Below are 24,186 nucleotides of genomic sequence, written 5' to 3'. Positions count from 1 at the left end.
TAGTGTGCTGTCATCACTGGCCTGCAGCGACTGCCGCCCTCGCCGGGAAAATCCGCCACCTTAAAGCATCTGAAGATACTTTTCAGCCGTAGATGGTGAGAGTTTCCGACGAGTACTGGGACCGCTCACCATCTCGTGAATGTAATCATGATCCGCGCGCGACACATTCGACGGCGGATTGCGACCGCGGCATCGAGGCAAGGCCTGCCACGCGCGCTGTATTCAGTTGCAGCTCAAAGGCATCTTCTTCCGCCAGTTTCGGCTGATGGTTTAGTCCGGCGCGCTGTACCGATGGCGGAGGGGCAACACTGGATAGTCGAAATTGTGCGAGTGCACGCCCGCCTCCCGTCCAGGATCAATGGGTATATCCGTATTCGGAGAAGCTTTCGAAAAGCTGACGAGGTTACGGCCGGGAAGATGGATAAAACGACCGAACTGGCCCTGAGTAAGGGGGACAGCTCTTGACGTTCAATCCAGACATCTGCGTGAGCAGCCCTCCAGACAGGAGGCTCTGGTCAACACCGCAGGGAGACGTCCCGCATGTGGTGTTACTCCGCGCCCCATCCGCCGGCCCAACGCGCCGCGATCACCAAAACGCCCGGCATAACGGCAGGCCGCAGTTCGCCCGCCCGGGGTTCGTAAAAATGATGCCTCGCAAGCCGGTCGGTATTCTCGCCGTTAACGTGGGTTACGGCAGCTTTAATGGTCTCATGATCGCCTGGAAAACGCCACGGCAGCTTCCTGGTCAACAGGATCATCGATGCTTCACGGTTCGCGCGGTAGCGCGTCACGTATTGAATTGCTTGCCGCAGAGTTGCGGTGGCGTTCATCGATCGGCAATGAGATCGCTCGACGCTCAAGCCTCCGCTCCAAATCCGCCAATCCTGCCTTACATTCGGCGACGACCGATTGGGCACGAAGCAGCTTGACCGTGAGCTCGTCCTTCTGCCTGACCATTTTCTCAGGATCCCAATCGTCCTGCAACAGCTCATTGACCATGTGTGACCACCGATGCAAGGCCGGCGCTTAGCTCCAAGAACCCAGGCTTGGCATCTCGCCGATACGGGCGCTTGAGCCACGGGTTAAAGGTGGCGCAAACGATCGTCCAGAAGCGTAACGTCTTAACCCCGGTGTGCGCCACCTTGTTGAGGACCGCCATTGGTCGCGAGCTCGTTGCAGGACAGTCGGATTCTGGCCGGCAAAGCAAACGGCGATCCGAAGGTAGCAGAGTTCGCGATGCTGGCACGCGTTTTGGAAAGTGCATCAGGAGACGTCTGCCATCGATGAAGTGGGCACGTTTCAATTGAATACCTGGATCGGGTGCTGAAGGAATATCATTGGCCAAATTGGTGCCGTCACACATTCAAGCAACCGACATGCCAATGCCCTCGAGCATTTTCATAGACAGAATCATGTAGGTTTTTTCGCGCCATCTGGCTGCCGGCGACCCTACTTGTCGCGACTGAAACAACCGATGTCTTGAGCAAGAGAGCGAAAGCCGCAACCACGAGCCTTTAGCAGCGCTCGCTCCGGCAGCCGATGTCGGCCAGAGTGCTCCCACCATTTTTGCGCAAAACGTTGTGGCGTGAGCCACAGTGGCGAGCGTTAACGCCAGAGTGACGGCGCTGTGCGGCTGATCGGCAGTCGATCCCCAATGCAGAAGAGCGTTGGAGGCTCCTCGCAATCTGATGCCACGGCTGTTCACGATACTGATCTCACGCTTGAACTCCGAAGCCGCGTTTGGCCCAGCCTGGTCGAAGATCAGTTCGTGACCCGCTTGCATTCTACGTCGCGATGCTACGCAACTGCGCCGCTCGGAACGGACTGTCTCACCCTCAGTCAGCATGGCATCTTGGATGGCGTGGGAGATTGAACGGTCGAGCCTACAGTGAGTCAAGCACTCGCGTCCGAATACGCCAAGCTCAAGCCGATCTGGAGCCCGGACAATATTCGAATGTCAACAGCGTTTCGGTTTCACTCTTCATCGCGCGTTCTCGCTTGCTTGCCCGATGAGAGGCTCAAGACCTCCGAAATCTCCCGCAATTGATACTCGCGAGCACGGTGGAGCTGCTCATTGCGGGACCGAGACCGCCGTCCGAAGATCCATGCCTCGCGGAATAAGTCGCGCACGCCAAACCGTCCGTCAAAGAACAGATCGCGATTTTTTGTCCCCGAGTTCTTCACTGACGAAGAACTGAGGGAGGCAATTGTAGCCGACAGCGAACCCGGTAGCGGAACCTATAATCCTTTATCCGCGGCTTAGCTCGAATGGATAAAAACGAGCGGGAGAGTTGGTGGGATCAGCAGCCGAGGAAAACCGACGAGAGAGCAATCGCACGATGATCACTGGGGCGAGACCGCCCGTCGTGGCTGCCTGCCGTTCTTCCATGGACGATCAGCAAGCGAGAATAACGCACGCGTTCGCGGTCCATTGGGAAATGGCCTACTTAAGCTGGGAGTGTCGCGTCTTTCTGACGAACTGTATGAGTTTAGAAGTTAACCGGAGTCAGCCAGATGGCACCTCGCCAGATCACGCGCATCACAAAGCATCGCGAAGACAGCCATCGGCGTATTCAAGTCAGCGGCGCGCCGCTTCCCCTGAATAGACGCAATCTAGCGCACGTATTGAGCTATGGTGACTGCCTTGTTTTCTACAAAGGAAGCGCCGGTGAGATCATGGCCTTCAAGATGGGCGTTTCGGTGCTGTCACGCCAACCGCTGACCTGCCCTACTCTCCGAATTAGCTAAACCTTAAGCTTGCAGAGTGATCCGCTCAAAACGCGCGGCCCTGAGAGCGGGCCGCGAGTTAGGCCACGCAGCCGTATAGCTTTCGAGCAGTCCGCACCCGTTTGTTCCGGCGGCATTCGCACACAATCAACACCCACAACAGCACGACCGCTTGGGGGTCCGTCAGCCCAATCCGGACCGCACAGAAATTCAACGAGAAGGAGCGGCATGGTTCTTTCTCCATCGGGCTCATTCACCAAGATACTCAGCCACGCCAGGCTCCAAGCGCCCACAGGCAAGCGACCGTGATTGCGGTGAAAACGAGTACAGCGCCAATTGCTAGCACAATCTCCATCGTCGGCTTCCTTCTATTGCGCGGACCACCCACCAGACGTTGTATGTGAAGGAATTCCTCCGCCAATCGACTATCTGGACACCATCTGTCGCTCTCACGGAGAAGGAGGTTGAGGTGCAATAATCAAGACCGCTGTAGACTCCTGGGCACTTGGGCCTCAGTAGCCAATGCGACTCCGCAGCGAAGTGATATATGCTCGGTAGCGCACCGGCGATGTGGCATTCACTTTCGAAGTCGTAACCGTTTGTTATGCTCCCGGTTACGCGGACTCTGATTCTGTTGTACCTGCGGCCTTCATGTTCGTACACGCAGAGGACTTCGCGACCGAGCGCATGAGCGAATGCGATAGCCGCTGAAGCCGCCCGAATACGTTGCTCCATGTTGCCTCGCGAGCAGTAACGGAGCGGACCCGAAATGGTCTTGAACAATATCAGGCCCGCCCCAGCATCACAGCCCCTGCAAGACCGGCGACGCTCACCGCACCCAAGCAAGCAACGTGCCTTTCTTCCGAAAGGCTGCTGTACCTCGCTTGGCTGTGTATACTTATGAAGTGTGTCCTATTTTGTTCTGTCTCCATGTCCATCAGGACGCAAAATGTTTGCAACCCGACATTCGCGCATCAACGTTGAACTCAAGCGCAGGTAAGCTCGCAATCGCACAGGAAGGCGATCGCATCGCTCCGGAAGTAGCGCTGACGCTTGCAGTCTACAACCCTGCCGATCCCAAGCAGCGATGAGAATTGCTATTCTGAGTATCGCCGACGCTAAGCTGTGCATCGACAACAAAAGCCGCCTCACGAAAGATGGCAATCCTACTTGGCTCTACCAATTCAAAGGGTCAGTTGCTCAGCAGTGGAATTTTATACCCCTAATAAACCTTAGGGTTGCAGAGTGACTGCCTCAAGAGGAGCGACGATTCGCGGCGCGCATAAACCGAATTCCGCTGATTACTCGCAAGGTAGCGTATGGTACGGTTATGCTGCAGGCGCAAATCCGTGTCGTAACGCAAAGCACGAAAATGAGTTAATGGGCGCCTTAGCCCCCATCATTTTCGATGTCTCTCCGCCCTCCTTGGCGCTTGCGTTATCGATCGGCTTCTTCAAATCAAGCAGCATGTTTTTGACCCAGGTCATTGACGTTTCATTTTCCCCAACGGGAGTACCGAGAGCGGCAAAGCCGCGGCGGCGCGCTTCAGCAAATTTCAAGTCAGGATAGTCACCCAGCCGAATATTGGTGCGGTTGTTTGACAACGACCCAGGTCTTTCGACTCTTGCGAACACGCAAGGCAAAGGCCGGCATCTTCCGGTCCATATACAGACCGGGCTTCAGTGACTCAACGGTGAGATCTGTGAGTCCCAGAATTGGCACGATCTGGCATGCCTCTCACGTGGATTGAGGCGGACAACCATGCCGAAGTATATGTGGGTCGAGTTCGCGTAAACCACTGCACGGAACGGGGTTTACGGGCGCTCTGTGGAATGGTGGAGTGGCTTCACAAAAGATTGGTAAGCTGGCGGGCAGTTGTCCTGAACAATTACGTTTAGGATTATGGTAGCCCGTGACCGGCAAGACCGAATGCGGCAACTGGCGCATCGTCTTATTTTGTACAGCGGCAAAGCCCGTCAGCTTCTCGCAAAGTCTCCGGTGTAGCGGTGCTGTCCTTGACAGAAGGAGCAGAGCGTGGACAATCCTCCGCGTCGAGCCCGACGGCTTTGATGGAGGTCCAGGACGAGTTCGTGCCTCAGGCGGCGCATGCCAGGCAATAAGTTCCGGACCATCTTCAGCAGGCAGTTCAGGCAGAGCAGACGCGCCAGACTCTGCGCCGGCGCTATGCTGACGCGCCTTTCTAGCTCGGCTCTCGTGATGAAGCATTTACCGCACTCGAACCACAATCACTACCAGCCCGCACCGAGAACTATTTGTCGCGGGACTGACGGCTCTGCGCCAACAGCGCTTCACCGGTGTCGCAATCCAAAATGCCTGGACGGCGCACGCCTCGGCTATGTTGCTTCAGCTGAGAAGGGGAGCTGGTCACGTCAACAAGACCTCACCATTACCTGACAACTATCCTCATCAACCCGAGACAGAGACCCCGCTCTCGTCCAAGACGCCATCCGGCTTTCGGATCAGCCAACCCGGAGATCTTCAGCTGAGATCTTGCCCGTACGCCCGGCCTTGGGCTGATAACTTACGCGGGCCCCCTCTTCGAGAGTGGTGTAACCGGCCTTTTCCACGGCACTGACGTGCACGAAGACATCGGGGCTTCCATCCTCGGGCCTGATGAATCCATAACCCTTGGTCGGATTGAACCACTTCACAATACCCATTGCCACGTCGGCACCTCCATAGTGAACCGTTGTGATCTAGCGAAGAGTCTTCCGGCCATCAAGAGCAGCCGCAAAAAACATCGCGGCATGGATGCGAAGGTCTCGTCTCATCTTTCTGTCGGATCGCCTAGCTGTCGCCCAATATGCAAACGATAGAAAGCCCCTGACGCGACCGCACTTCGCTTCGATGCCTGTGGATCCGGATGACGATTTGACCTTCGCTTCAGTTGCCGCGGCGAACGGTTCACAAGAGAGTTGCACGCATCGAACACGCCCCAATAATCAAAAAACACGACGTCTGCATTGATGGTCCGCGAAGTATCGGTCACTAAGCCAGCAACGTTTCGTGAGAATCACCCGAACTGGTTAAGCGCGCAGAGTCATAGTTCGTGCAACGTCTACCAGCAACGTGTTTTGGAAATGCGTCTGCCTACCATCATTGCCGACTTAAGGTCCGGCCCGCGCCGTCCGAGCCGCGTTTGGGTGATCACAGTTTCAGCACGCCAGCCGCTATGATCCACCACACTTTAGCTTGCGACACGTATACGCCGCTAGGCTGGCAAACGGAGGACGGACATTGGGACCCCACCGACCGCCCAGTTTCAAGAGTGTGATGCGCGTGCGCCGTTAGCTTGATTACCTTGTCCGCGTTGCGCCTCACCGTAACAATCAGCGATGACATGGAAGCACGCACTGTTCATAGTATCAGCACCTCTATCATCGCTGTCTGCTTGTATTTCGCCACAGCGCCACCGAAACCGCGGCTTAAAGAAGACCCAAACGCCGCGCCTTGACGACGCACTGCGTCCGGCTGGTGGTTTCCAACTTTCGCATCGCATTCTTGACATGAAAGTTGACGGTGTTCTCGCTCACGTTCAGGATGACTCCGATCTCCCAGGATGACTTCCCCTGCTCGATCCATCGCAAGCACTGTTTTTCTCGTTCCGACAGCACAACCTCTTGCACATCCGCCAATGATTTTTCTCCTGGATTCGAGAGAACAGGAATGGCATCAGCAAATGCCATACCACTCAGTGGCGCCCGCAAAGTATCGGCGGATCAGGACAAGTTCTTCGGCGATTGCCGTTCCATTCGCACGAGGCTGCCATCCTGCTGTAGCCCTATCGACGGGCTTTCGACATTGTCGCCAATCCGACGGCGGCATTACGACAACCGTGACTGTCGATATTTGCGTCTAAATCTATGTGAGCTCTAAATCTATGTGAGCCGGATATCACCCTTTCCCTAAGCACTCCTCCCCCGAAAGAGTGTGGGAATTCTCTCTCGGGACGTAGCACGGGCTCGCGAACCCAGGTCATTCATTTTGCATCCGAAGCCCTTCTTTCCAGCCTTAGGCGCGAGGCCAATCAACCCATAGCGAAAGCTCTGCGTTCGGCTCCAATCCTATGGCGATCATGCAAGCCTTTGCGGTCCCAATAAACTACCAATGCTGGTCATTGAGCGGCATCACGCCGAAAAAAAATGAGCAGCGACGTTGGTGGCAATCTAGGTCGGCTTACAGGATTTAGACATGCAGCATCAAGCACGAGCCGTTCGGTCCACCGCAGGTCAATAACGCGTGCGGCCCTCGCCTGTCGAAATGCTTAGTGCCCAGGTCTGCTCGAATGATGAGCTCTCGTTTTGATCGAAGCCCATGATGGCTTTTCCGACACAATCGCCCAGCGCTCAGGATTTAAGGGGCTCTGGGCGTCTGGTCTGTCGATTGCCAGCTCGCTGAGCTATGGTGATGCCAATGAAGCTTCATGGAGCCAGCTCGTCCAGAGCGTCGAATGCATGGTGGACTCGACAGAGCTAGCTGTGCTCGTCGACGGGGATGGCAGCTTCGGCAATTTCGACAATGCTCGCCTCCTCGCACGCAAACTTCGTCAGGCTGGCGCGGCGCGCGTCTCGCTTGAGGACAGCTGCTTCCCGAAGCTGAACTCGCTCATTGGTGAGCGGCCTCCCCTCGCCGATATTGATGAATTCTGTGGTCGTCTGCAGGCTGTAAAGGATGCAGTCGCCTAGAATCTTGTTCTCGTGGCCAGGATCGCGGCGCTGTTTGCCGGGCACGGATTGAACGAAGTTATGCTCCATTCGATTGTCGCCTTGTGGTGCCTGCCGTCCCGCAGTAGGGCATCCAGGCGTCGCACCAGGTCCGCCGCCCGGCAGACGAGTCCCTGCCCGCCCCGGTCGGCGTAATTAATGGTGTTGCGGACCCGGGCTTCGAGCTGCCTGCGGAAGGCCTCGATCCTGTCGAACATCTCCCCGATCTGATCGAAGATGCTCTCGATGGCCAGCAGGTCGTCGGCAGCGGCCATTCGACCGTCCTCGAGGTCGGCTGCCATGCTGGAAGCTGTGTACTCCTCGGCGAGGACCTGCATGGTTTCCGGGGTGTAGGAGATCCTCCGCGCGCGATCGACGATAGCGCTGCGGAAGCGGCACGGATGGTTACCGGTGAGGATGGACTCGAACTCCTTCAGCAGGAGTCGACGAACTCCTCGAAAAAGGCTTCCAGCCGGGTAGCGACTGTTTTCGACTCCATGACGGTGGACGCGCTTCAGATCGGCCAGAATGGTCCGCAAGCTCTTAGTGAACTGGTCGGCCTGATTGCGCGCCTCGCGGACGGCGATTGCGGCTTCGCGCTGCTTGCGGTCGATGATCTCGGGCCTCAGTTTTTCAACGGCCTCCGTTGAGGCGGATTTGCACGATCAAGCCGCCGAATCGCTGCGAGAGATTCTTATTGAGGCTGGCGAGCCGCTCCGGAAAACCGGACCTTTCTCAAAAAAGGAGCGAGCCAACCGCGAATACTGTTACTAGAAGACCTACGCGCCCTCGGTGGCGAGGGACCGGCGAAGACGACCCTCAAATATGTCGGTCCGATCGATGATCCCGAGATTGCCAAACACGCGGAAGCTTTCCAGCGCACCATGATTGGCTATAGCGCGCGACGCGAGCTAGCAGCGAAGTTGAGGCGGGCCGGCTACCCTGCCCCTCCCCAAATGGAAGGTCTCGTCGTCAACGAACTCGCGCGCGCGGGACTTTTCGGCTTCGCGCCACGCTCGTCGGTTCGATGGCCTATCGGACATACAGCGGCGTAGTCGGCCTCAAGCTGCCCGACGAGCTCGTGACGACCGAGGATATGGACATCGCGAAATTCTACGGCATCTCGATCTGGATCGATGAAAGCATGCCCGACATCGAAGAGATCCTGAAAAAGGTGGATCCGACATGTGCGCCCTCATTCTCGCCCGATGAAACCAAGCTGTTCAGCGGTTTTGCCAATGCCACCGGCTTCAAGGTCGAATTCCTTACACCAAACCGTGGCGACGAGGACTACTCCTCCAGGCTGACGCAGATGCCTTCATTGTGGCAGTCTGTAGGGGCGCAGGTTTTGCGGTTCCTAGACTACCTGATCCATGAGCCCATCCGCTCTGTTGTCTTGCATGACGCCGGCGTGCCAGTCCTTGTACCGGCCCCGGAGCGCTACGCCGTCCACAAACTGATCATCGCGACCAAACGGAATGTGTTCTTTGCGGATAAGGCCAAAAAGGACATCAACCAGGCTGGCGCGCTCATTCAAGCATTCAATGCCGTCAAACGTAGTAGCGACCTAGGCTTTGCGTGGATGGAAGCGTGGGAACGCGGAGCCAGATGGCGACGACGGCTTGGTGTTGGCGCCCTGCGTCTTTCGGACGACACTTTCGAGATGCTCGCGAAGGGCGTAGCCGAAGCGGCTAAACTCGACGGCAAGCCCGGCAGAGGAGTACGGGCTTACGGGAGGCAAGGAAGGTCTTCTGGCGCGCGTTTCAATTGCGAATCCGACGGCGTCGCCAACGCCGTGATGCCAATTCGACATGTCGACGAGGCTCTCTCGCCCATCATCGGCGACGGCCCCGGAAGCCTTGAGCGCAGATGTGCAGCCACGTTTTCCGGCGGTGAGGCGGCTCGGGTTTGTCGTCACATGCGTCTGTTCCTAGCATTACAGTTGCATTTTTCGTTTGAGGTGAGCGCGCCGCGTGTCAGCGGCCTGGTGAGCTCGCCGCCAGAGCGACCATGCGAGAACACGGTCGATTGAGATGCGCCGTTGAGCGAGCTTGATAGCGATGCGACGGGTCTCCTGGATCGACCAGCGACGCCGCGCACGATCGAAGATGCCCGGATCGAGGCAGTAATCGTCCGCACCCTTGAGACGAAACCGCCCAACAAACTCACTGGAGCTCGCGCAGCATGGCGATGGCCAGTGGACTGTTGGTCTCGACGGTACAGCGGATATGGCGCACCTTCGGCCTGCAGCCACATCGGTTCGAGACCTACAAGCTTTCAAACCATCCTGACTTCGTCGCCAAGGTTCGCGACGTCTCAAGGACAATTAGGCAACCCATAAGACGCCGCTGATCCGTAACTGGCTGGCCAAAAGACCGCGCTGGCACGTCCATCTGACGCCAACCAGCTCATCCTGGCTCAATCAGGTCGAAGGTTTCGTTGCCCTCATCACCGAGCGCAAAATCAGGCGCGGCATCTACCGCAGCGTGGCGGAGCTACGTACTGAGATCACGTCCTTCATCGAACAGCACAACGCCGACCCAGCCCATTCCGATGGACCAAATCAGCTGACGACATTATCAGCTCCATCGAACGCTTCTGTGTCAGCCAAGGCCTAAAAGGCCATGAGCTTCTGGTTTAGGACGCTAGATTATGCGCGATGTCCCGCGTACGGATTTTCGCCCGAAACGTCCGCGCGCCTATTGCTGCGCCGATCGCGGGCAATTTCCAGAGGAAAATGAACTCCCAATGCAAGGCTGTCGAGTGGCGGTGTGCTGCCCCCAGCGCGCTCGCGAAAATTTCGCGCTTCAGGCTGCGGTCATGTACTGCAGGTGATGATCCCGCAGCTGAGGCGTTTATCCCGGCATCCGCTGTCTTCAGCAGCACAGCAGCTCCGATGGAAGTGGACCTGAGGCGACATGGGCTTGTGCATCGGGAAAAACGCTCTTGGTCAGCTACTCGTCAGCGAAGCGGTCTAGCCAGGAAGGCTACTCTTCTACCGGAGATAAAATATGACGGGCATCGGCCGAGCTGGCAAATCGTACGTTGGAGCTGCAGGAGCCGACAGCACTGGGGTATCGAGCAGTTCGAGCCTGGAGTTCGGCCTCGTCCCTGGGGAACGCAGTCAATCTTTCGAGGCCGTCGTGGAGCGGATGCGCTCCGGGCCTCAAGATAGAACCGCGCCGCTCGTGAACCGGCAACCAACTTCGGATGTCGTGGCGCCAACACGAGATGAGGTTAAGGCAGCAAAGCGAACGTTGGGCAGCCTGCTTGAGGACCTTAATACTTGTCGTAGGGCAGCCACGCGCGGCCGGACCTTGTCCGAGAGGCAAGAGCTGATCGATCAAGTCGTCAAGGCAGGCTTAGCAGTTCTGGACTACTACGCTGCTCTGCCCCGAGGTTTGGCGGTGCGCATTCTGCCCGACGATCGGGCTCGCCAGCTCCGCGATGAGACGCTGGGCGCGGCCGACGAAGGTAACGCCGTGGCTGCTGCGATTTTCGATGACCTGGAGAAGAGCAGACACAAAGCAGCACTCCTGCTCGGCAGGATCATCCGCACCGCTTCGCCTGACCAGCTGAACCGCGTGCTTTCAGGCGTGGAGCCCTACTATGAGCACTGCATGGAGTGGTGGAGAAAGAGGGCATTGCGCTCGGAGCGGATGCAGTCCGTCTGCGCGGCTACTGCCGACCTACCAAGCAGCACGCCCGAGTTGCGGAAGTCCGAAGAGGCCGCGCTACGACTGCATACCGGCTATGCACTCAATACGAAGTACAAGTATCTGGAATCGCAGATCACTCTCGCGCAGCTCTCCCTAGCGAGCAGGTTGGGACCAGCCGTGCGAGACGCCCTTATCGATGCAGACGGGCGGGTGCGTCTGCTCGGGACCTTCATCGATGATGTTGTTCCGGCATTCGCCTCGACGGCCGAGGCCGTGATGAACCGCAACGGAGCGCCGCTTGACGCTGAGCACCGCGACGTTCTGGAAGGAGTCATGGAGCGGCTTTCGGAATTTGCGTCAGGAGTGAGCGGCATGGTTGCCAGCCTGACGGACGCCGGAGCGGGAGCCGATCTTCCGTTAGAATTGCTGGATCAGATAGTGGAAGGTGCGTGGCTTACAGCGGACGAAGTCATGCGGCTGCTGGCACTTCAGCCAAAGACGCCAGCCACGATTGAACCGCCGGCTTGGGCTGTGCTGCCGGAACATACGGCCGGGGTGGGCGAAGGCACTGCAGCGCGCAGGAAGGGCAAAGGCAGGCGCGCAGCGGCCGCAGGCGAGGGGAGTTCGACAGCTGGGGGCGCTGAGCCGCAGCTCGCCGGGTCCGACGCTGGCACGGGCTCAACACGCAAGGTTATCGTACTCTCGGATTTGGGTACAAAGAAACTCACGAGCGCGGAGGAGGCCCGCGCGCGGGCGTCATCGTCGGCGAGCGGAAACCTGACGATGTGGCAGGCTCCGCCCTCCAGAGAAGCGCTGACGGGACTGCTCAAGCGATTGGACGAACTTTTGCAGTTCGATCTGCCCGCGCAGCAAAGCGCCGTCTCGCAAGCGCGTCAGATGAAACCCGAGGACGCCGACCACGTCCTAAATATCGTCGTCGAGCGCCTCCACAGACAGGCCGCCGAGATCGAAGCCTGTGTAGCCGCGTTGGAGGAGCCTCGTCGAAGTGGCTTACTCACGCCCGCGCAAGTGCCCGAAGTGCACGACAAGATAGTCCGGCTCAAGGCGATGTATTCCGAGGTGCAGGGACAGGCAAACTCATTGAAGAGGCAAAGAGCCGCGATCATGATCGATTGCATGAAGAGCTACGGCTTTCCCTCGCAGAAATACCTTGAAGGGTTGCGGGCGGCCGGGGAGTTGGAGCCTCCGGATCCACCGCGCGCGTTGAGCGGCGATCCGGGGACGCTGTTTGAGATTAAGCTGCGGCCCAAGGCACTGCGCAACGGTGCGGCGGCGAATCCGATGTGGGTGCACATCCATACGAAGCGGCCGGTACATGCGTGGCAGTTGGCGACGGCGGCTGACGCCGACTTCGCCGCTTGCCATGTGAAATCCAATGAACAGCGCGGCTACAATCGGCACTGGCAGAGCGCGCGAGCCGCGATGGGGCACGAAAACGTCGTGATCCACCGCGGCAAGCTCACGCCTGCATTCTGCAGGTCCTTGTTGAACAACGGAGTTGGCAACCTGTCTGACGTCGGATAATTTGAGACTGATTAGGCTTTTCACGATGAGAGGCTCTGGGCGCATCTAAGTTAGCATTACAGGTTCATTTTTCGTCTGAGGTGAGCGCGGCAAGCGTCGGCCTGGTGAGCTCGCCGCCAGAGCGACCATGCGAGAACACGGTCGATCGAGATGCCCCGTTGAGCGAGCTTGATAGCGATGCGACGGATTCCTGGATCGACCAGCGGATCAGGAACGATGTTTGGTGCGCCGGCGTCGCGTTTTTTTTGACGCTGGCTCAGCATTGGCCCGATGACGGATGACGGCCATCATGGCGAAGGCCAGCATGACGAGTGAGACATGGCGATGCCATCCATGCCAGGAGCGGCTTTCGTTGTGATCAAGGCCGAGCTCGTTCTTGGCGGTTTCGAAGCTGTCCTCGATGGGCCAGCGTTGGCCTTCTACCGACACCAGCTTCTGCATGGACGTGCCCTTGGCGCACCAACTGGAGAAGAAGGCCAAGCTGCCGTCGGCGATGTTGCGGCGGATCAGAAGACCCCGCTTCCATTCCCCGGCAAGGTCGTCGTTGTATTCACTGACGTCGAGATCGGCCCAACTCGAGATAGGCCCAGTCGTGCCAGCGCGGACCTTTAGTCCCTCCGCCGGACGACAGGCGGCGCCAGGCCTTCTTGGGAAGGCTCTGCGCGATCGCGGAGGCGGTGCCGGCGACAGGCTGCGGCTTGCTCCAGGAACGGAACACGTGATTGGGAGCAACACCCAGAACATAGCCTTTGCCCGTCTCGCGCAGCAGGGTTTCGATCTCGCCCGTGCCATACACGCTGTCCGCCGCCACGAACGAGAACGGCGCCTTTGCGGCGATCGCACGAGCGATCATTTGACGCGCGATCTTGGGCTTGGTCGCAAAGCCCACATCGCTCGGTACATGCGGTGCCTTCAGGCGAGCGGGGGCGTCCGTCGATTCCTTCGGCAGGTAGAGCGTGCGATCGATGAAGGCATGGCCATGCCGCGACACATAGGAGGCGAACACTCCGATCCGGCAATTGGTGATCTTGCCCGCCGAGCCAGTGTACTGGCGTGCGACGCCGCGCCATGCCTTGCCCTGTTTTAAAAACCCGGTCTCATCGAAAACCAGAACCGCGTCCTCATCGGCAAGCGTTCCAGCGCGTACTCACGCACAATGTCGCGCAGCGCGTCGGCATCCAACTGCCCCCGACCCAGGATCGCCTGCTGGCGCCACGGGCCTGGATCGCCGACCGCTTCAGCCCGCATCCAACCCGTCTTGCGCGGCTCGTTACCCAACAGTCGGTCGAGAAACCGCCACGCCGAGGCCGCCACCCGCTCCTGCGTAAACAGCGGACGGATGCGTTGCTTGGCATCTCGCAACGAGGAAGCCCACAGCGTCAGCGTATCTTCAACCGACGCACCACCAATCATCAGATCCCGAATCATGGTCACCCATGGATTCAGAACTCACCGAAAATAGCAACTGTAATGCTAGGGCGATAGGGCTGCTGCGCCTTTCGGCGCTGGCTCCGCTTGCTTCAGGCGCTCTAGGTAGCCGCGTGCGCGCGAAATCACCGCCTCGACGACCGTGTCCAGGACGGGATCGCCGCGGGCAGGCATGGCTTCGACCTCGGCCTTGGCCACCATAGCATAGTGCGTCACGGCCTGAGCAATCTCGGAGACGCGACGGATCGTCTGTGTTGGAGAGAGCTTGCAGTCGATGGCGAAGCGCTCCCAGTGGTTGCGTCCAAGCTGATCAGCCTGCTTCTGCCCGCCGATCTTCTGCGCCATGTTGCGTGTGATCTTCGGATATGGCGCCGCACAGACGATGTCGTAGCCTGGCGCCATGGCGGCGCCGCGCGCCGATAGCATCAGCGAGTAATTCTTGGCATGGGAATCCGTATTCCACACCATTGGATTGAAGATGGCAAGGTCGACGAAGCGGGCGGTCTCCTGTGCTGCCATGTGGCGCTGGGTCACGCCGACCATGTCGGCCAATGATGGTCCTTTTAGGCCTGTAACGTTGTTCTGGTACTTGGCAGCTGGCGGTCGGCCCAGGGCTTGGCAGAAGTCCTCCTGATGCAGCCGCCGCCACCTCTTGCCGTCATGACGGCGGTCATAGCGCTCAACCAGAAGGTAGCTACGTTCGCCTGCCGTCCCGGTCGTCACCTTCGGCGTCGGGATTCCGATCATGCGCGCGAGCGTCAGGCAGAATGCCTCGTTCTGGACGGCGCCAGGTAAGCGCTCGCCATCGGGCTTGATGATGTGGGTCGATGGCGCACCGTCGATCGGTATGTACAGGGTGTCGCCATCCAGAGCGACGGCGAGCTTCGTCTGCACACCGGCAAGCGACATCGACACGCCATCTTCGCCGACGAGGAAGGGCTTGTGGGGTAGCTCATTGAGGATGCGCTCGAGCGCGGCCTTGTCGGGGATCTCTCGCCATTTTCCGGCGATCAGCCCGGTGCCAGGCTGTCCGACGGAGAGCGCGCCGGCGGTGTCGCGGCCCATCTCGGCAAGAAGACCGATGACATCGGCCGGCGATTTGCCGAGCATATGACCTACGATCCCGAGAGTTGCGTTCTCCGGCAGCAGATTTGCCGCCCATGGCAGAATTGCCGAGGCATCGTGCGAGGCCCGCGAGAGCGGCATGGTGAGCGACACAGGGAAGGCGCCGGTCAGCCCGCGCCAGGATTCGGCATAGGTGAAGCCTGACGCTTCGTCGGCGGTCGTGATCCAGCCGACCTCTCGCGTCTCAAAGTAGACCGGAAGACGGTCCATGAGGCTCCTCCTCGTCGCTGTCGGGAATGTCCGGTGTCTCGGAAGTGTTCGCGCGGCGGGCTTGGGCATCCTTGAGAACATCCTGGATGCGCAGCCCGAGCACGTTTGCCACGTGCAGGCTGCGCCCGAGCTGACAGGTGCTTTTTCCGGCCTCGAGGTCAACGATGAAGCGCTTTCCTGTCCCGCTCACCATGGCCAGCTCGTCCTGCCGGAGGCCCTGGCGTTTGCGTTCTGCCTGGATGAGGCGACCGAATGCTGCAGCGAACTCGGCGGCTTGGCGCGCGACACCGGTCTCGCCAGGAGCGTCGTTTCCGCCTGATGGGGGAGTGCCCTTTGGAGGCGTGCTCATAGCTCCTCTCGTGGTAAAGTTACCGAACGGGAACTTTATGAGCTGAAACGGCGGATGTCCAGCGGAAAGTTACCGAGCGGGAATTTTTAGCTTGGTTCCAATCTGAGAGCAAAAAGTTACTGAACGGGAACTTTAACCCAAAGCCGGGGTGGGGCGACCCAGAAAGTTACCGATCGGGAATTCTGCTGCCAATACCAACTCGGTTCTTTGGAAATCGATGACGACCCGAGGGAATCCCCGCTCATCCCCTCGAGCGAAACATGGTCCTTGGCGTCCACTCGATGTGGCGACCTCCTCACGTTCGGCGAATGAGGTAGCGTCCTAATAGACGTTTTGACGATCGCGATAAATGTGTCGGGGTCATACCGCCCGCTCGTGCAGTTGGCAGACAATATTGTGCAACCCTGCGCGAACGCTTTCTTACCGCGGAAAGACAATCATTCCAGACCCATCAACAATCGCTGTCGATTTGGATCTATGCTGCGTGAGAACGATAGCACTTTACCTGAGTTAAGTGCCGCGCGCTTCGCAGCCGGGGTGGCAGCCAAGGCGACTGCTGCGTCACGCTGTGCGTCGATTGGATCTGCCGTTCCTGCGTCGCCGCGGCCTCTGACGGCGACTGCGCGGAGGAATATGCAATCGGTCGCATCCGTGACCACTTGCGTAGCGACTTCGCCGTACGAGAAATAGATGGTTGATCAGAGCATGTCACGTAGCTCAATGCAGGCATGGCGCGGATTGACAATCCTCAAGGAAGCCCATCTAGCAACTTAATTCCAGCTCGTCATGTTGTGCTTGTGACGCCAGGAAATCCGCTCGACAGCGGTGGAGGCTGTTCAGACCGGTAATTCGCGCATCTGACGAGCTTCATCGAGTCCGCCCACCCTCATCAGCTCTCTCGCCTTGCGTTCCATGAATTCAGCTGAGCAACGTGAGGAGTTGAGATAACCAATTGTCTCTAGTCTATCGGCTTCGATCAGCCCGTCCGCCGATCTTACTCAGAACAAAGCCGCCTCGATGCATAGGTGTATTCAAGGGCGAGTTGACGCGCATCTTCCATGAGATTGGCCGCGGCGCTGTGTCCGCCGTCGATGTTCTCGTAATAGAAGTAAGGCTGGCCCAGCGCGGCGAGCTTCGCGGCGGCTTTGCGGCCGTGCGCTGGATGCGTGCGGTCGTCCTTGGTGGAGGTAAGAATTAAGGGAGCGGGATAGGTCTTGCCCGCCACCAGCTTCTGGTATGGCGAGTAGCCTTCGATCCACGCACGCTGCTCGGCAATGGCGGGGTCACCGTACTCGCCGATCCAGGAGGCGCCCGCGCCCAGCTTGGTGTATCGAAGCATATCGAATAGCGGCACCTCGATGATCGCCGCGTTGAAGAGCTCGGGACGCTGGGTGATCGCGGCGCCAACGAGCAGGCCGCCCTGGCTGCCGCCAATCGCGCCCAGCCGGCGTGGACTCGTGATCTTCCGACGGATCAGGTCCTCGGCAACGGCAATGAAATCATCCCATGTCGTCTGCTTCGTTGCCGCCTGGGCCGCTTGGTGCCATTGTGGACCAAACTCACCGCCCCCGCGCAGGTTCGCAACGACATAGGCATTGCCCTGTTCGAGCCATATCCGCCCCATCGATCCCAGATCAGAGGGCAGTTGCGACTCCTGGAAACCGCCATAGCCATGGAGAAGTGTCGGGATCGTGCCGTCAAACCTTGCGTTTTTGGGCCGCACCAGAAAATAGGGAACTGACGTGCCATCACGCGAAATGGCTTCGAGCTGCTCCACGACATGGTTCGACGCATCGAAGGCAGAGGGTGCCTTCTTCAATTCCTCCAAGCTTTTGCGTTCGGCATCAAAAGACCAAACTGAGGTTGGTCTGAGATAGCTCGAGACGGTGAATATGACCCGGTCGGCTTCATCGTAGGTGGCTGACAGGCTGACATTTGTATCTTCCGGCAGCGGGATCGGTGTCGCCGACCAAGCTCCCTGATCGTACTTGTAGAGGAAGGCTTTACTCTGAACGTTCTCAAGGATCGTCAGAATCAAAAAGTTCCTTGTGTGAGTGAACTCGCTCAGTGCCTGCCGGGGCCCAGGCTGAAAGACGAGCGATGGTTTGGCGCGCAAAGGATCCTGTTTCCATTCATCGAGGTCATACGAGATCATCGAGCCGGCCGTGAAGCGGATGCCCTCGGACGGTGTCCAGTCCTCATCAAGTTTCACAAGCAGGCGGCCGCACGCGAGCGTGGCGATCTCGGCCTTCTTCGGCAGATTGAGCTTGACGGGCCCATCGGGGCGGAAGACCACATACTCGGACTCGAAAGAGCTGATTGCGCGGGCGGCGCCGGTCGCATGAATATGACCCTCGCTGTCACGAAGCACGAAGGGGGACGCCCCAACGTCGGTGGGCTCGCCCCGAAAGATCTCGCGAGCCTCACTGAGCGGCTGAGCACGTTTGAGCTCCTTCACCACAAAAGCGTAGCCGGCTTGCGTCAAAGTCCCCTCGCCCCAGTCCCGTGCAACAAGGAGGGTGTCACCATCGACCCAGCTGACGTCCTGCTTGCCCTCGGGGAGATGAAAGCCGTCCGCGACGAAGGTCTTGGCGGCGCGATCGAACTCTCGTATGGACACGGCATCCTTTCCGCCATCGGAAAGACTAATCAGGCAACGGCGCCCTTCAGGCGGAAGGCAGCTGTGACCTTGAAAGACCCAATTTCTGTTTTCGGCGGCGGCCAAAGCGTCCACGTCGAGGATGGTTTCCCACTTTGGGTGTTGGCTACGATGGCTCTCACGCGTGGTGCGCCGCCAGACGCCGCGCACCTGATTCTCGTCTCGCCAGAACTGCTCCAAACCGCCCCCTTCGGATGGAACATCTGCGATCCGATCTTTAGCCTGCAGGATGAAGAGCGCCTGTTCGTAGAAGGGCCGATAGCGAGGATCTGACTGAAGCACCCCGAGCGTCTTCTCGTTCTCGCCGCGAGCCCAAGCCAACGCGCCTGGTCCTTCCATCTCCTCGAGCCAAAGGAATGGGTCGTCAGTCACCGCCGCATCCGTTCGCTCCTGCGAAAACGCCGTGGACGTAGCGCTAGCAATCGAAGGCAACACCGCGGACAAGAGTGGTGGCGTGTTCATGGACTTTTTCCCGATAAGATCGGCGGGCCACGCTGGCCGGCCCTGGCGCGTCAAGCAGACGCGGCGGAAACCGTGCAAGCGCATGACATAGCGCGGCTTGCGCTATGTCATGCGCCGCTCACTGCAAGCTGCGTGCCGGCTAAGGAGTCGCAAGTTTCAGCCGTTCGGGGGCTGCACGACCATGTTCCGTTGCCGCCATTGGTTGCCAAGCGGACATCACAGCGTGTCGGCGGACAGCCTGTGAGACAGCGCCAGCATTTTTCGATCTTCAGTGGCAAGACTGGGACGCAGCGATGCTGCTTACCTCCGCATCCGAGGTTCTGCTGGTTGGATCACCTGGCAGACTTGTCGACGGGCATCATCAGGACAACGATCAGCGCATTGATCAGCAGCCAGATCGACATCATGCTAAGGGTGGTATGCATGGCGATCTCCGACCCGTCGGCTGCAAGCATTGCCGAGTTGGAGGAGATTTTTCCTTGCGCAACACACGAAGTCACGCCGATAACTCGATTCGTTAACTGATTGCCGGGAGAATTGTGCTCGAGACGAGGAGAGTAAAAATGCCCAAGAAACGACCTACGCTGCAACACGTCTTGGGATTGAGCCAACAAACAACATACAAGCACCAGATCAGGTTCTTCTGCGCAACAAAATGGCGAAATGAAGCTGGGCATCAGCAGCAATTGAGGGAGTTACGGTCCAGCTTAAACGATCCTGATCCACGGGGCGGGGACCGACGCACGAGCCGTGGCCCTCATCGAAGCCCTATGACACAAACGAGATCAAGGGCGAGATTTTCGATCGAGAATGCCCGCTGCTGCCTGATCATCCGCGGCCGTTCAAGGCCCGTGCAACCCTCGCTGCGAACTGTTCCGTAGCGGTGCTGTTGCGGCCTCAGAGCAAGCGCCGCTTTTCGCCGCGGAGCGATCAACGGGCACCAGCGCGCCGACTGGCGCCGCCACCACTCGCATCAGCGTCGTTCAGGCATAGAACATGAGTGTATCGCCCCCGTTCTGGTGATGGACCACTCGCATGATGCCTTGATTTCCTAGGCCTGCGCGGTCTGCAAGAACCGCGTCAGCGCCAAAGACCTGGACTGCTCCTCTGTCCTGCTACAGAAGCCTGTCATCCACCGTGCTATGCTTTTCGTTCGGTCAGTCCTCTCGGGCACCGACCTCTTGTCCGCGATGATCATGGCGTGAAGCTGTCGCCGCCGGCAGATCCCACAGTCTGTCCTGTGTATGCTTCCGTGGGGCCGCTAAAGCGTCAAAGGCCGACTTCACGGCTCGTCGTATCCCTCTTCCGCGCGCGACATCCGGGGGGGCGGCCATGGCGTGTGCAGAAAAAAGCCGGTCGGCCGCTCGATGCCGAGCTTATGCAGATCGGCCCCGAGCGGTCGCGAACTGATGAAGTCGATGCTCGAATACGATCTGCTCGGAGCTTCTTGCTCAACCAGTGAAAAGCGTGTCCTACAGGTGACAGCGGCACGCTGCGACGATCTCAGATGCTCCGAAACCAACACCAGCGAAGATCTGCTGATCGCGGAGTGCACCTTCACAAAGGAGAGCCCGGCGTGAGCAATTTTGATCCAGCTTAGCCTTGCCATCCATCAACTTGGGAACCGCGCTATTCGTGCCAGGGGCACTGCGAATCAGGGCGGATGGCCCGAAGTTCTTTCTGCGCGGCCACTTTCCTCGCCAGGATGTTGCTCGGTGCGCCCCCCGTTGCATCAGTAAAACTGGTGCCGCCCCAACTTCCCTGTCAGCTAGGGGGCAGCGCCGGCGAATGGGTTCAACGGGAGGAGAATTGCATACACAAAGCGCGAGATCAGCGGCAGGTTGAGCGTTATCGAGAAGCCCGTCTACCCGAGACGGTCGACGTCACTAGATGGGCATTCGCATGCGATCCGGGCACTAACAGATCGCAAGATTCGGCCTTGCCAGCTTAGTTCCGCCGACGTGGGCGGACGTACGGTCCGTATCCGATCGGAATGAAGACGAGATCATCTCCGGCGCCATGCGCGCCTGCAACTCGCGACAGAAGTGTGAATTGGAAAATCGATTATTTGGAAAACCGGCAATCTCACTTTTGGCTTAAGTTTAATTTGCCGTGAACGCGCCGTTTCCTATAGCTATACCTATCACGCCTCAAAATATCCGAGAGTTGCCTTCATTGCCGTCGGCTCTCCAAACACAACGTACGCCCAGGCCGCCGTAATCACGGGAGTAAGATAGATCAGGATTGCAACTTCACTCGCCGCATTTTCCCGTCGGCAGAACCAGTAAAGTCCATAACCCACGGCGGTTGAGATAATTACGAACCACAGGACGACAGTGGCAAATTGCGCCGTCATGTGAGGAGCGAGTCTTCCATCCAGAACGGCCAAGGGGAGCATACAAAGCGCTGAGACCGCGCTTTGTACTGCTAATGCAGGAAAAATGGACATAGAGTTGGGACTCAGATTTTGAAACAAGCGTCGCCAACACCAGACATAGCGTAGCTGCTACCGCCAATCCATAAGCCGAAGGCGGGCCATGCCCTGTTGGCCCTCCCGTTGCAAGTACTACGCCTGCAAGAGCAATCAAAGACCCCAGCCACTTTCTGGCAGAAATCCTCTCGCCTAACCCAACGCAAATGGTCGTTGCACGAGGCTGCAATGCACTTACCAATGCTGCCGTTCCAGGAAGCAGGCCTATTGCGACGGCCTTTACTGCAAAGTAATGGAGCAGAACATTGCTAAGAGCCAAGACAGCTTTCGTTCGCAACGTCGCGCAGCCGCCACCCTTCGGATCAATGTCAGGCCCAGCCATGGAGAGAATATGACTGCAGCCATTGCGAACCTCCAGAAGAGGACCAGGTAACCCGATTCTCCGCCATTGATCATCCGTGCACCGATGAAATCTCAGCTCCATGCCAAAACAAGCCCGGCCTGTACAAGAACCTTCCTGACACTTTTCATGCCTTGGACTCCTCCCAGCGACGGTGTTGTTGTTAGATGATCTCTCAGGATCGGCTATGTTGGCGAAACGATTGGAAAAGCCAGCGAACATCTCGGCGCCGACGGGTCCGCGTAAGCATGGTTGCGTTCGCAGATCGCGTTCGTCATTGGCGCGGGAACCACGTCAAGAACATACGAGCTTAAGTACCGCTCCGCGAGCATTTCCAACGCCTCGACATTTGTACTGTGCTCGGCTGAAAGCATGTTTCGCGGCTAGGCTTGCCTAGCGTCCCTCGAACTAATGTGGACTTCAAGATTGCGGAAGGCATTCGCGGACGCACGTGGCTGCGCCGTAGACACGATCTTGAATCGGATCATCGCGTCTGAGTTGGAAGGCTTCCGACGGACATGCCGAAAGCCTTCTTGGAGGTTAGCGTTGATCTATAGAGGCGTTACTTTTCTCCTTTCGCTAGTTCGCAAGATCTACCAGTTGCGCTGAGCGCGCAGCAGCAACGTCAGTCTATTCTGATCCTTGAGTTCGTACACAGTACCCGGCTTAGCGATATTGGATTGCTGCGGCAGCGTCACAGTGCTTCCGCTCGCGTACTTCTGGTCGAGCACCATGTAAGAGAGTTCAGCCGAGAAAGTCAGATTCTTGACGGGAGTCCAACGCGTAACTGTGCCAAGAACGGCATAGTTGAAGTCGGGATTACAGCCCGAACCGCCGCTTGACAACGCGAGGGCCGTGACGAACGCGCCGCAGACGTAGCCCTTGGCCGTGTCGTTGTACCGCACAGCCGTCCACGCACCGTAGATGGCACTACTCCAATAAGGATCCCAATTGTGGGTGTACGCGCCGTTAAAGCCGTAGCTCGTGGTCAACTCCTGGCCGGCGCCAGTTACGAACACCGAGTCAGAGATGCCAGCAAGCGCGATGCTTTGGTAAGCTCCCGCAAGGCCGGTGCCACCATACATCGCGTAGGTGGTCGACTTATAACTATCGAAGTTGTAGCGGCTCGCGCCGCTCGTATACACGCCTTGGATGTTGATGGTATCACCCGGTCCCGTCGGGACGTTCTTGATGGACAATGCCAACTGACCGGCCCAGCCCCACTTGTCGCTCGGATTGCCCGTGACTTCGGATGCGCCATAATATGCAGCATGGTTGTCATGTGCAGCAACCGACGCCTGGAAGAGGCCCCAAGCCTGGTCAACGCGCACCATACCGATAAGGTCTGGTGTGCGCGAACCGCCGATGTCGTTGGCACCGTATGCGCCGACGGCTAGACCGGTGGCTGTCGCCGCACTCACGTTCCAGACATTGCTCGTGTAGTTGGCGACTTGATCCTGGACTGAGAACGAAGCCGTGACTCCTTGACCGAGGTCAGCGGTGTAAGTGAACTGGTTCACTGGCTCCCAGCCGCCGCCGCCAGGCAGTTCGATGTTGTTCCCAGGATATCCAGTCCAAGGCGAGCTGAACTGCGAAGTCGCCTTGCCGAAAGTGAACCCAGCGAACTGGATGAAGGCGTTATAGACACCAAGGGAACCAGCGCCAATCGCAGAACCGAGTGACGACGTGTACGCTGTCGAACCATTCACGCCAGTTGTACCCACGCCGGCATAGGTACCTGTGGTCCAGGTAAAGGCGCCATCGAAGAAGGTGCGCACTACACCATATTCGGTCGCAGTGCGTGTATCGATAGAAAGATACTCGCGAGAACGTGTACTGTAATAGTCCGTCAGGCGATTACGAGCGCCAGGGACGCCGCTGCTGGGCATGTCATAATGGCCGCTCGTGTTCAGTGTGGTTTCGACGCGCAGATACCCGCCCAACCTGATGCACGTATCGGTGCCGGGAATGTAATAGAAGCCGGCCCCATACAACGAGCAGATCTTCACGTACTCGACTGGCCTGGCCTTCCAGGGAAGATCGGTTGCATGCGCCTCGACCACGGCGATCAGACCGACCGCCGAACCGAACAAAAACTTCTCCACCAACTTCATAACAGGCCTCTAAACTGTACCATCTCAAAGGCGGCCAGCAAGGCGCACCGAAGAGACCATCACCTTCGCCCCCAATCACTCTCGACCTAAAGGGCTTTATTCGAACGCCACCTGACTGATTAAACCAGTGAACGTCGCGGCGCGGACCATTCCGCAGCTCGCATCGCAATGTTGTCAGATCACCCTCGTTATCGGCGCGGAAACTGTGTAGGAAACAGACGAACCTTCACGCTCGCTCTGGCAGGTGTGCTCTAATCGCCTCACAACTGTATGCTTCGGACTGCAATCGGCTAAGAACGTATGCTTCATAGCAACGCATCTTGCGTCATGAGATTGAAGCTGAACGTCCTGAA

The 24,186-nt window shown here is 58.3% G+C and carries 11 protein-coding genes and 4 pseudogenes; 3 read left to right on the top strand and 12 right to left on the bottom strand.

Features of this window, described 5'->3' with window-relative positions:
• Positions 1-548 precede the first annotated feature (548 nt).
• The 5 genes and pseudogenes from I6F12_RS11110 to I6F12_RS11090 all read right to left on the bottom strand — a co-directional run.
• Positions 549-758 carry a hypothetical protein gene (locus tag I6F12_RS11110; protein ID WP_225156238.1) on the bottom strand — a complete coding sequence of 70 codons (210 nt, stop codon included), beginning with the start codon at positions 756-758 and terminating at the stop codon, positions 549-551.
• A 7-nt stretch (positions 759-765) separates the two neighbouring features.
• Positions 766-999: a hypothetical protein gene (locus tag I6F12_RS11105; RefSeq protein ID WP_225156237.1), complete on the bottom strand. Its 234-nt coding sequence runs from the start codon at positions 997-999 to the stop codon at positions 766-768.
• A 3,056-nt stretch (positions 1,000-4,055) separates the two neighbouring features.
• Positions 4,056-4,331 carry a hypothetical protein gene (locus I6F12_RS11100; RefSeq protein WP_225156236.1) on the bottom strand — a complete coding sequence of 92 codons (276 nt, stop codon included), beginning with the start codon at positions 4,329-4,331 and terminating at the stop codon, positions 4,056-4,058.
• An 876-nt stretch (positions 4,332-5,207) separates the two neighbouring features.
• On the bottom strand, positions 5,208-5,414 hold the full coding sequence (locus I6F12_RS11095; RefSeq protein ID WP_338129115.1) for a cold-shock protein: 207 nt from the start codon (positions 5,412-5,414) through the stop codon (positions 5,208-5,210).
• Between the two features lie 759 nt (positions 5,415-6,173).
• Positions 6,174-6,368: pseudogene (locus I6F12_RS11090) on the bottom strand (helix-turn-helix transcriptional regulator); the annotation flags it as partial.
• A gap of 681 nt (positions 6,369-7,049) precedes the next feature.
• Here I6F12_RS11090 and I6F12_RS11085 point away from each other — a divergent pair.
• A complete protein-coding gene (locus tag I6F12_RS11085) occupies positions 7,050-7,433 on the top strand; it encodes an isocitrate lyase/phosphoenolpyruvate mutase family protein (protein ID WP_225156235.1) in 384 nt (127 codons plus the stop codon).
• Here the strand turns inward: I6F12_RS11085 and I6F12_RS11080 are convergent.
• Positions 7,430-8,038, bottom strand: coding sequence for a Wadjet anti-phage system protein JetA family protein (locus I6F12_RS11080; RefSeq protein WP_346656315.1), 609 nt, complete (start codon positions 8,036-8,038; stop codon positions 7,430-7,432). The genes I6F12_RS11085 and I6F12_RS11080 overlap by 4 nt on opposite strands.
• Before the next feature lie 410 nt (positions 8,039-8,448).
• Here I6F12_RS11080 and I6F12_RS11075 point away from each other — a divergent pair.
• Positions 8,449-9,483, top strand: a pseudogene (locus tag I6F12_RS11075) (GSU2403 family nucleotidyltransferase fold protein); the annotation flags it as partial.
• A 979-nt stretch (positions 9,484-10,462) separates the two neighbouring features.
• Positions 10,463-12,655 carry a hypothetical protein gene (locus tag I6F12_RS11070; protein ID WP_225156233.1) on the top strand — a complete coding sequence of 731 codons (2,193 nt, stop codon included), beginning with the start codon at positions 10,463-10,465 and terminating at the stop codon, positions 12,653-12,655.
• A gap of 207 nt (positions 12,656-12,862) precedes the next feature.
• Here I6F12_RS11070 and I6F12_RS11065 read toward each other — a convergent pair.
• The 6 genes and pseudogenes from I6F12_RS11065 to I6F12_RS11040 all read right to left on the bottom strand — a co-directional run bounded on the left by I6F12_RS11065 (position 12,863) and on the right by I6F12_RS11040 (position 23,833).
• Positions 12,863-14,083: pseudogene (locus I6F12_RS11065) on the bottom strand (IS701 family transposase).
• 45 nt (positions 14,084-14,128) lie between these two features.
• On the bottom strand, positions 14,129-15,418 hold the full coding sequence (locus tag I6F12_RS11060; protein ID WP_225156232.1) for a type II toxin-antitoxin system HipA family toxin: 1,290 nt from the start codon (positions 15,416-15,418) through the stop codon (positions 14,129-14,131).
• 73 nt (positions 15,419-15,491) lie between these two features.
• A pseudogene (locus tag I6F12_RS11055) lies at positions 15,492-15,659 on the bottom strand (helix-turn-helix domain-containing protein); the annotation flags it as partial.
• A 1,102-nt stretch (positions 15,660-16,761) separates the two neighbouring features.
• Positions 16,762-18,888 carry a prolyl oligopeptidase family serine peptidase gene (locus I6F12_RS11050; protein ID WP_225156231.1) on the bottom strand — a complete coding sequence of 709 codons (2,127 nt, stop codon included), beginning with the start codon at positions 18,886-18,888 and terminating at the stop codon, positions 16,762-16,764.
• 2,143 nt (positions 18,889-21,031) lie between these two features.
• Positions 21,032-21,364 carry an EamA family transporter gene (locus I6F12_RS11045; protein WP_346656310.1) on the bottom strand — a complete coding sequence of 111 codons (333 nt, stop codon included), beginning with the start codon at positions 21,362-21,364 and terminating at the stop codon, positions 21,032-21,034.
• 948 nt (positions 21,365-22,312) lie between these two features.
• Positions 22,313-23,833 (bottom strand): porin, encoded by a 1,521-nt coding sequence (locus I6F12_RS11040; protein WP_225156227.1) that lies wholly within the window; start codon positions 23,831-23,833, stop codon positions 22,313-22,315.
• Between the last annotated feature and the right edge of the window lie 353 nt (positions 23,834-24,186).

The organism is Bradyrhizobium sp. IC4059, from assembly GCF_020193615.1.
GTDB classification, from domain to species: domain Bacteria; phylum Pseudomonadota; class Alphaproteobacteria; order Rhizobiales; family Xanthobacteraceae; genus Bradyrhizobium; species Bradyrhizobium yuanmingense.
Note: the sequence above shows the minus strand (reverse complement) of the source record. Positions and strands in the feature narration are given on the sequence as shown.

What these genes read in the sequence shown, in the direction of transcription:
- I6F12_RS11110 (WP_225156238.1), bottom strand. Translation starts at nt 758, where the DNA reads ATGATCCTGTTGACCAGGAAGCTGCCGTGGCGTTTTCCAGGCGATCAT.
- I6F12_RS11105 (WP_225156237.1), bottom strand. Translation starts at nt 999, where the DNA reads ATGGTCAATGAGCTGTTGCAGGACGATTGGGATCCTGAGAAAATGGTC.
- I6F12_RS11070 (WP_225156233.1), top strand. Translation starts at nt 10,463, where the DNA reads ATGACGGGCATCGGCCGAGCTGGCAAATCGTACGTTGGAGCTGCAGGA.
- I6F12_RS11060 (WP_225156232.1), bottom strand. Translation starts at nt 15,418, where the DNA reads ATGGACCGTCTTCCGGTCTACTTTGAGACGCGAGAGGTCGGCTGGATC.
- I6F12_RS11050 (WP_225156231.1), bottom strand. Translation starts at nt 18,888, where the DNA reads ATGAACACGCCACCACTCTTGTCCGCGGTGTTGCCTTCGATTGCTAGC.
- I6F12_RS11040 (WP_225156227.1), bottom strand. Translation starts at nt 23,833, where the DNA reads ATGAAGTTGGTGGAGAAGTTTTTGTTCGGTTCGGCGGTCGGTCTGATC.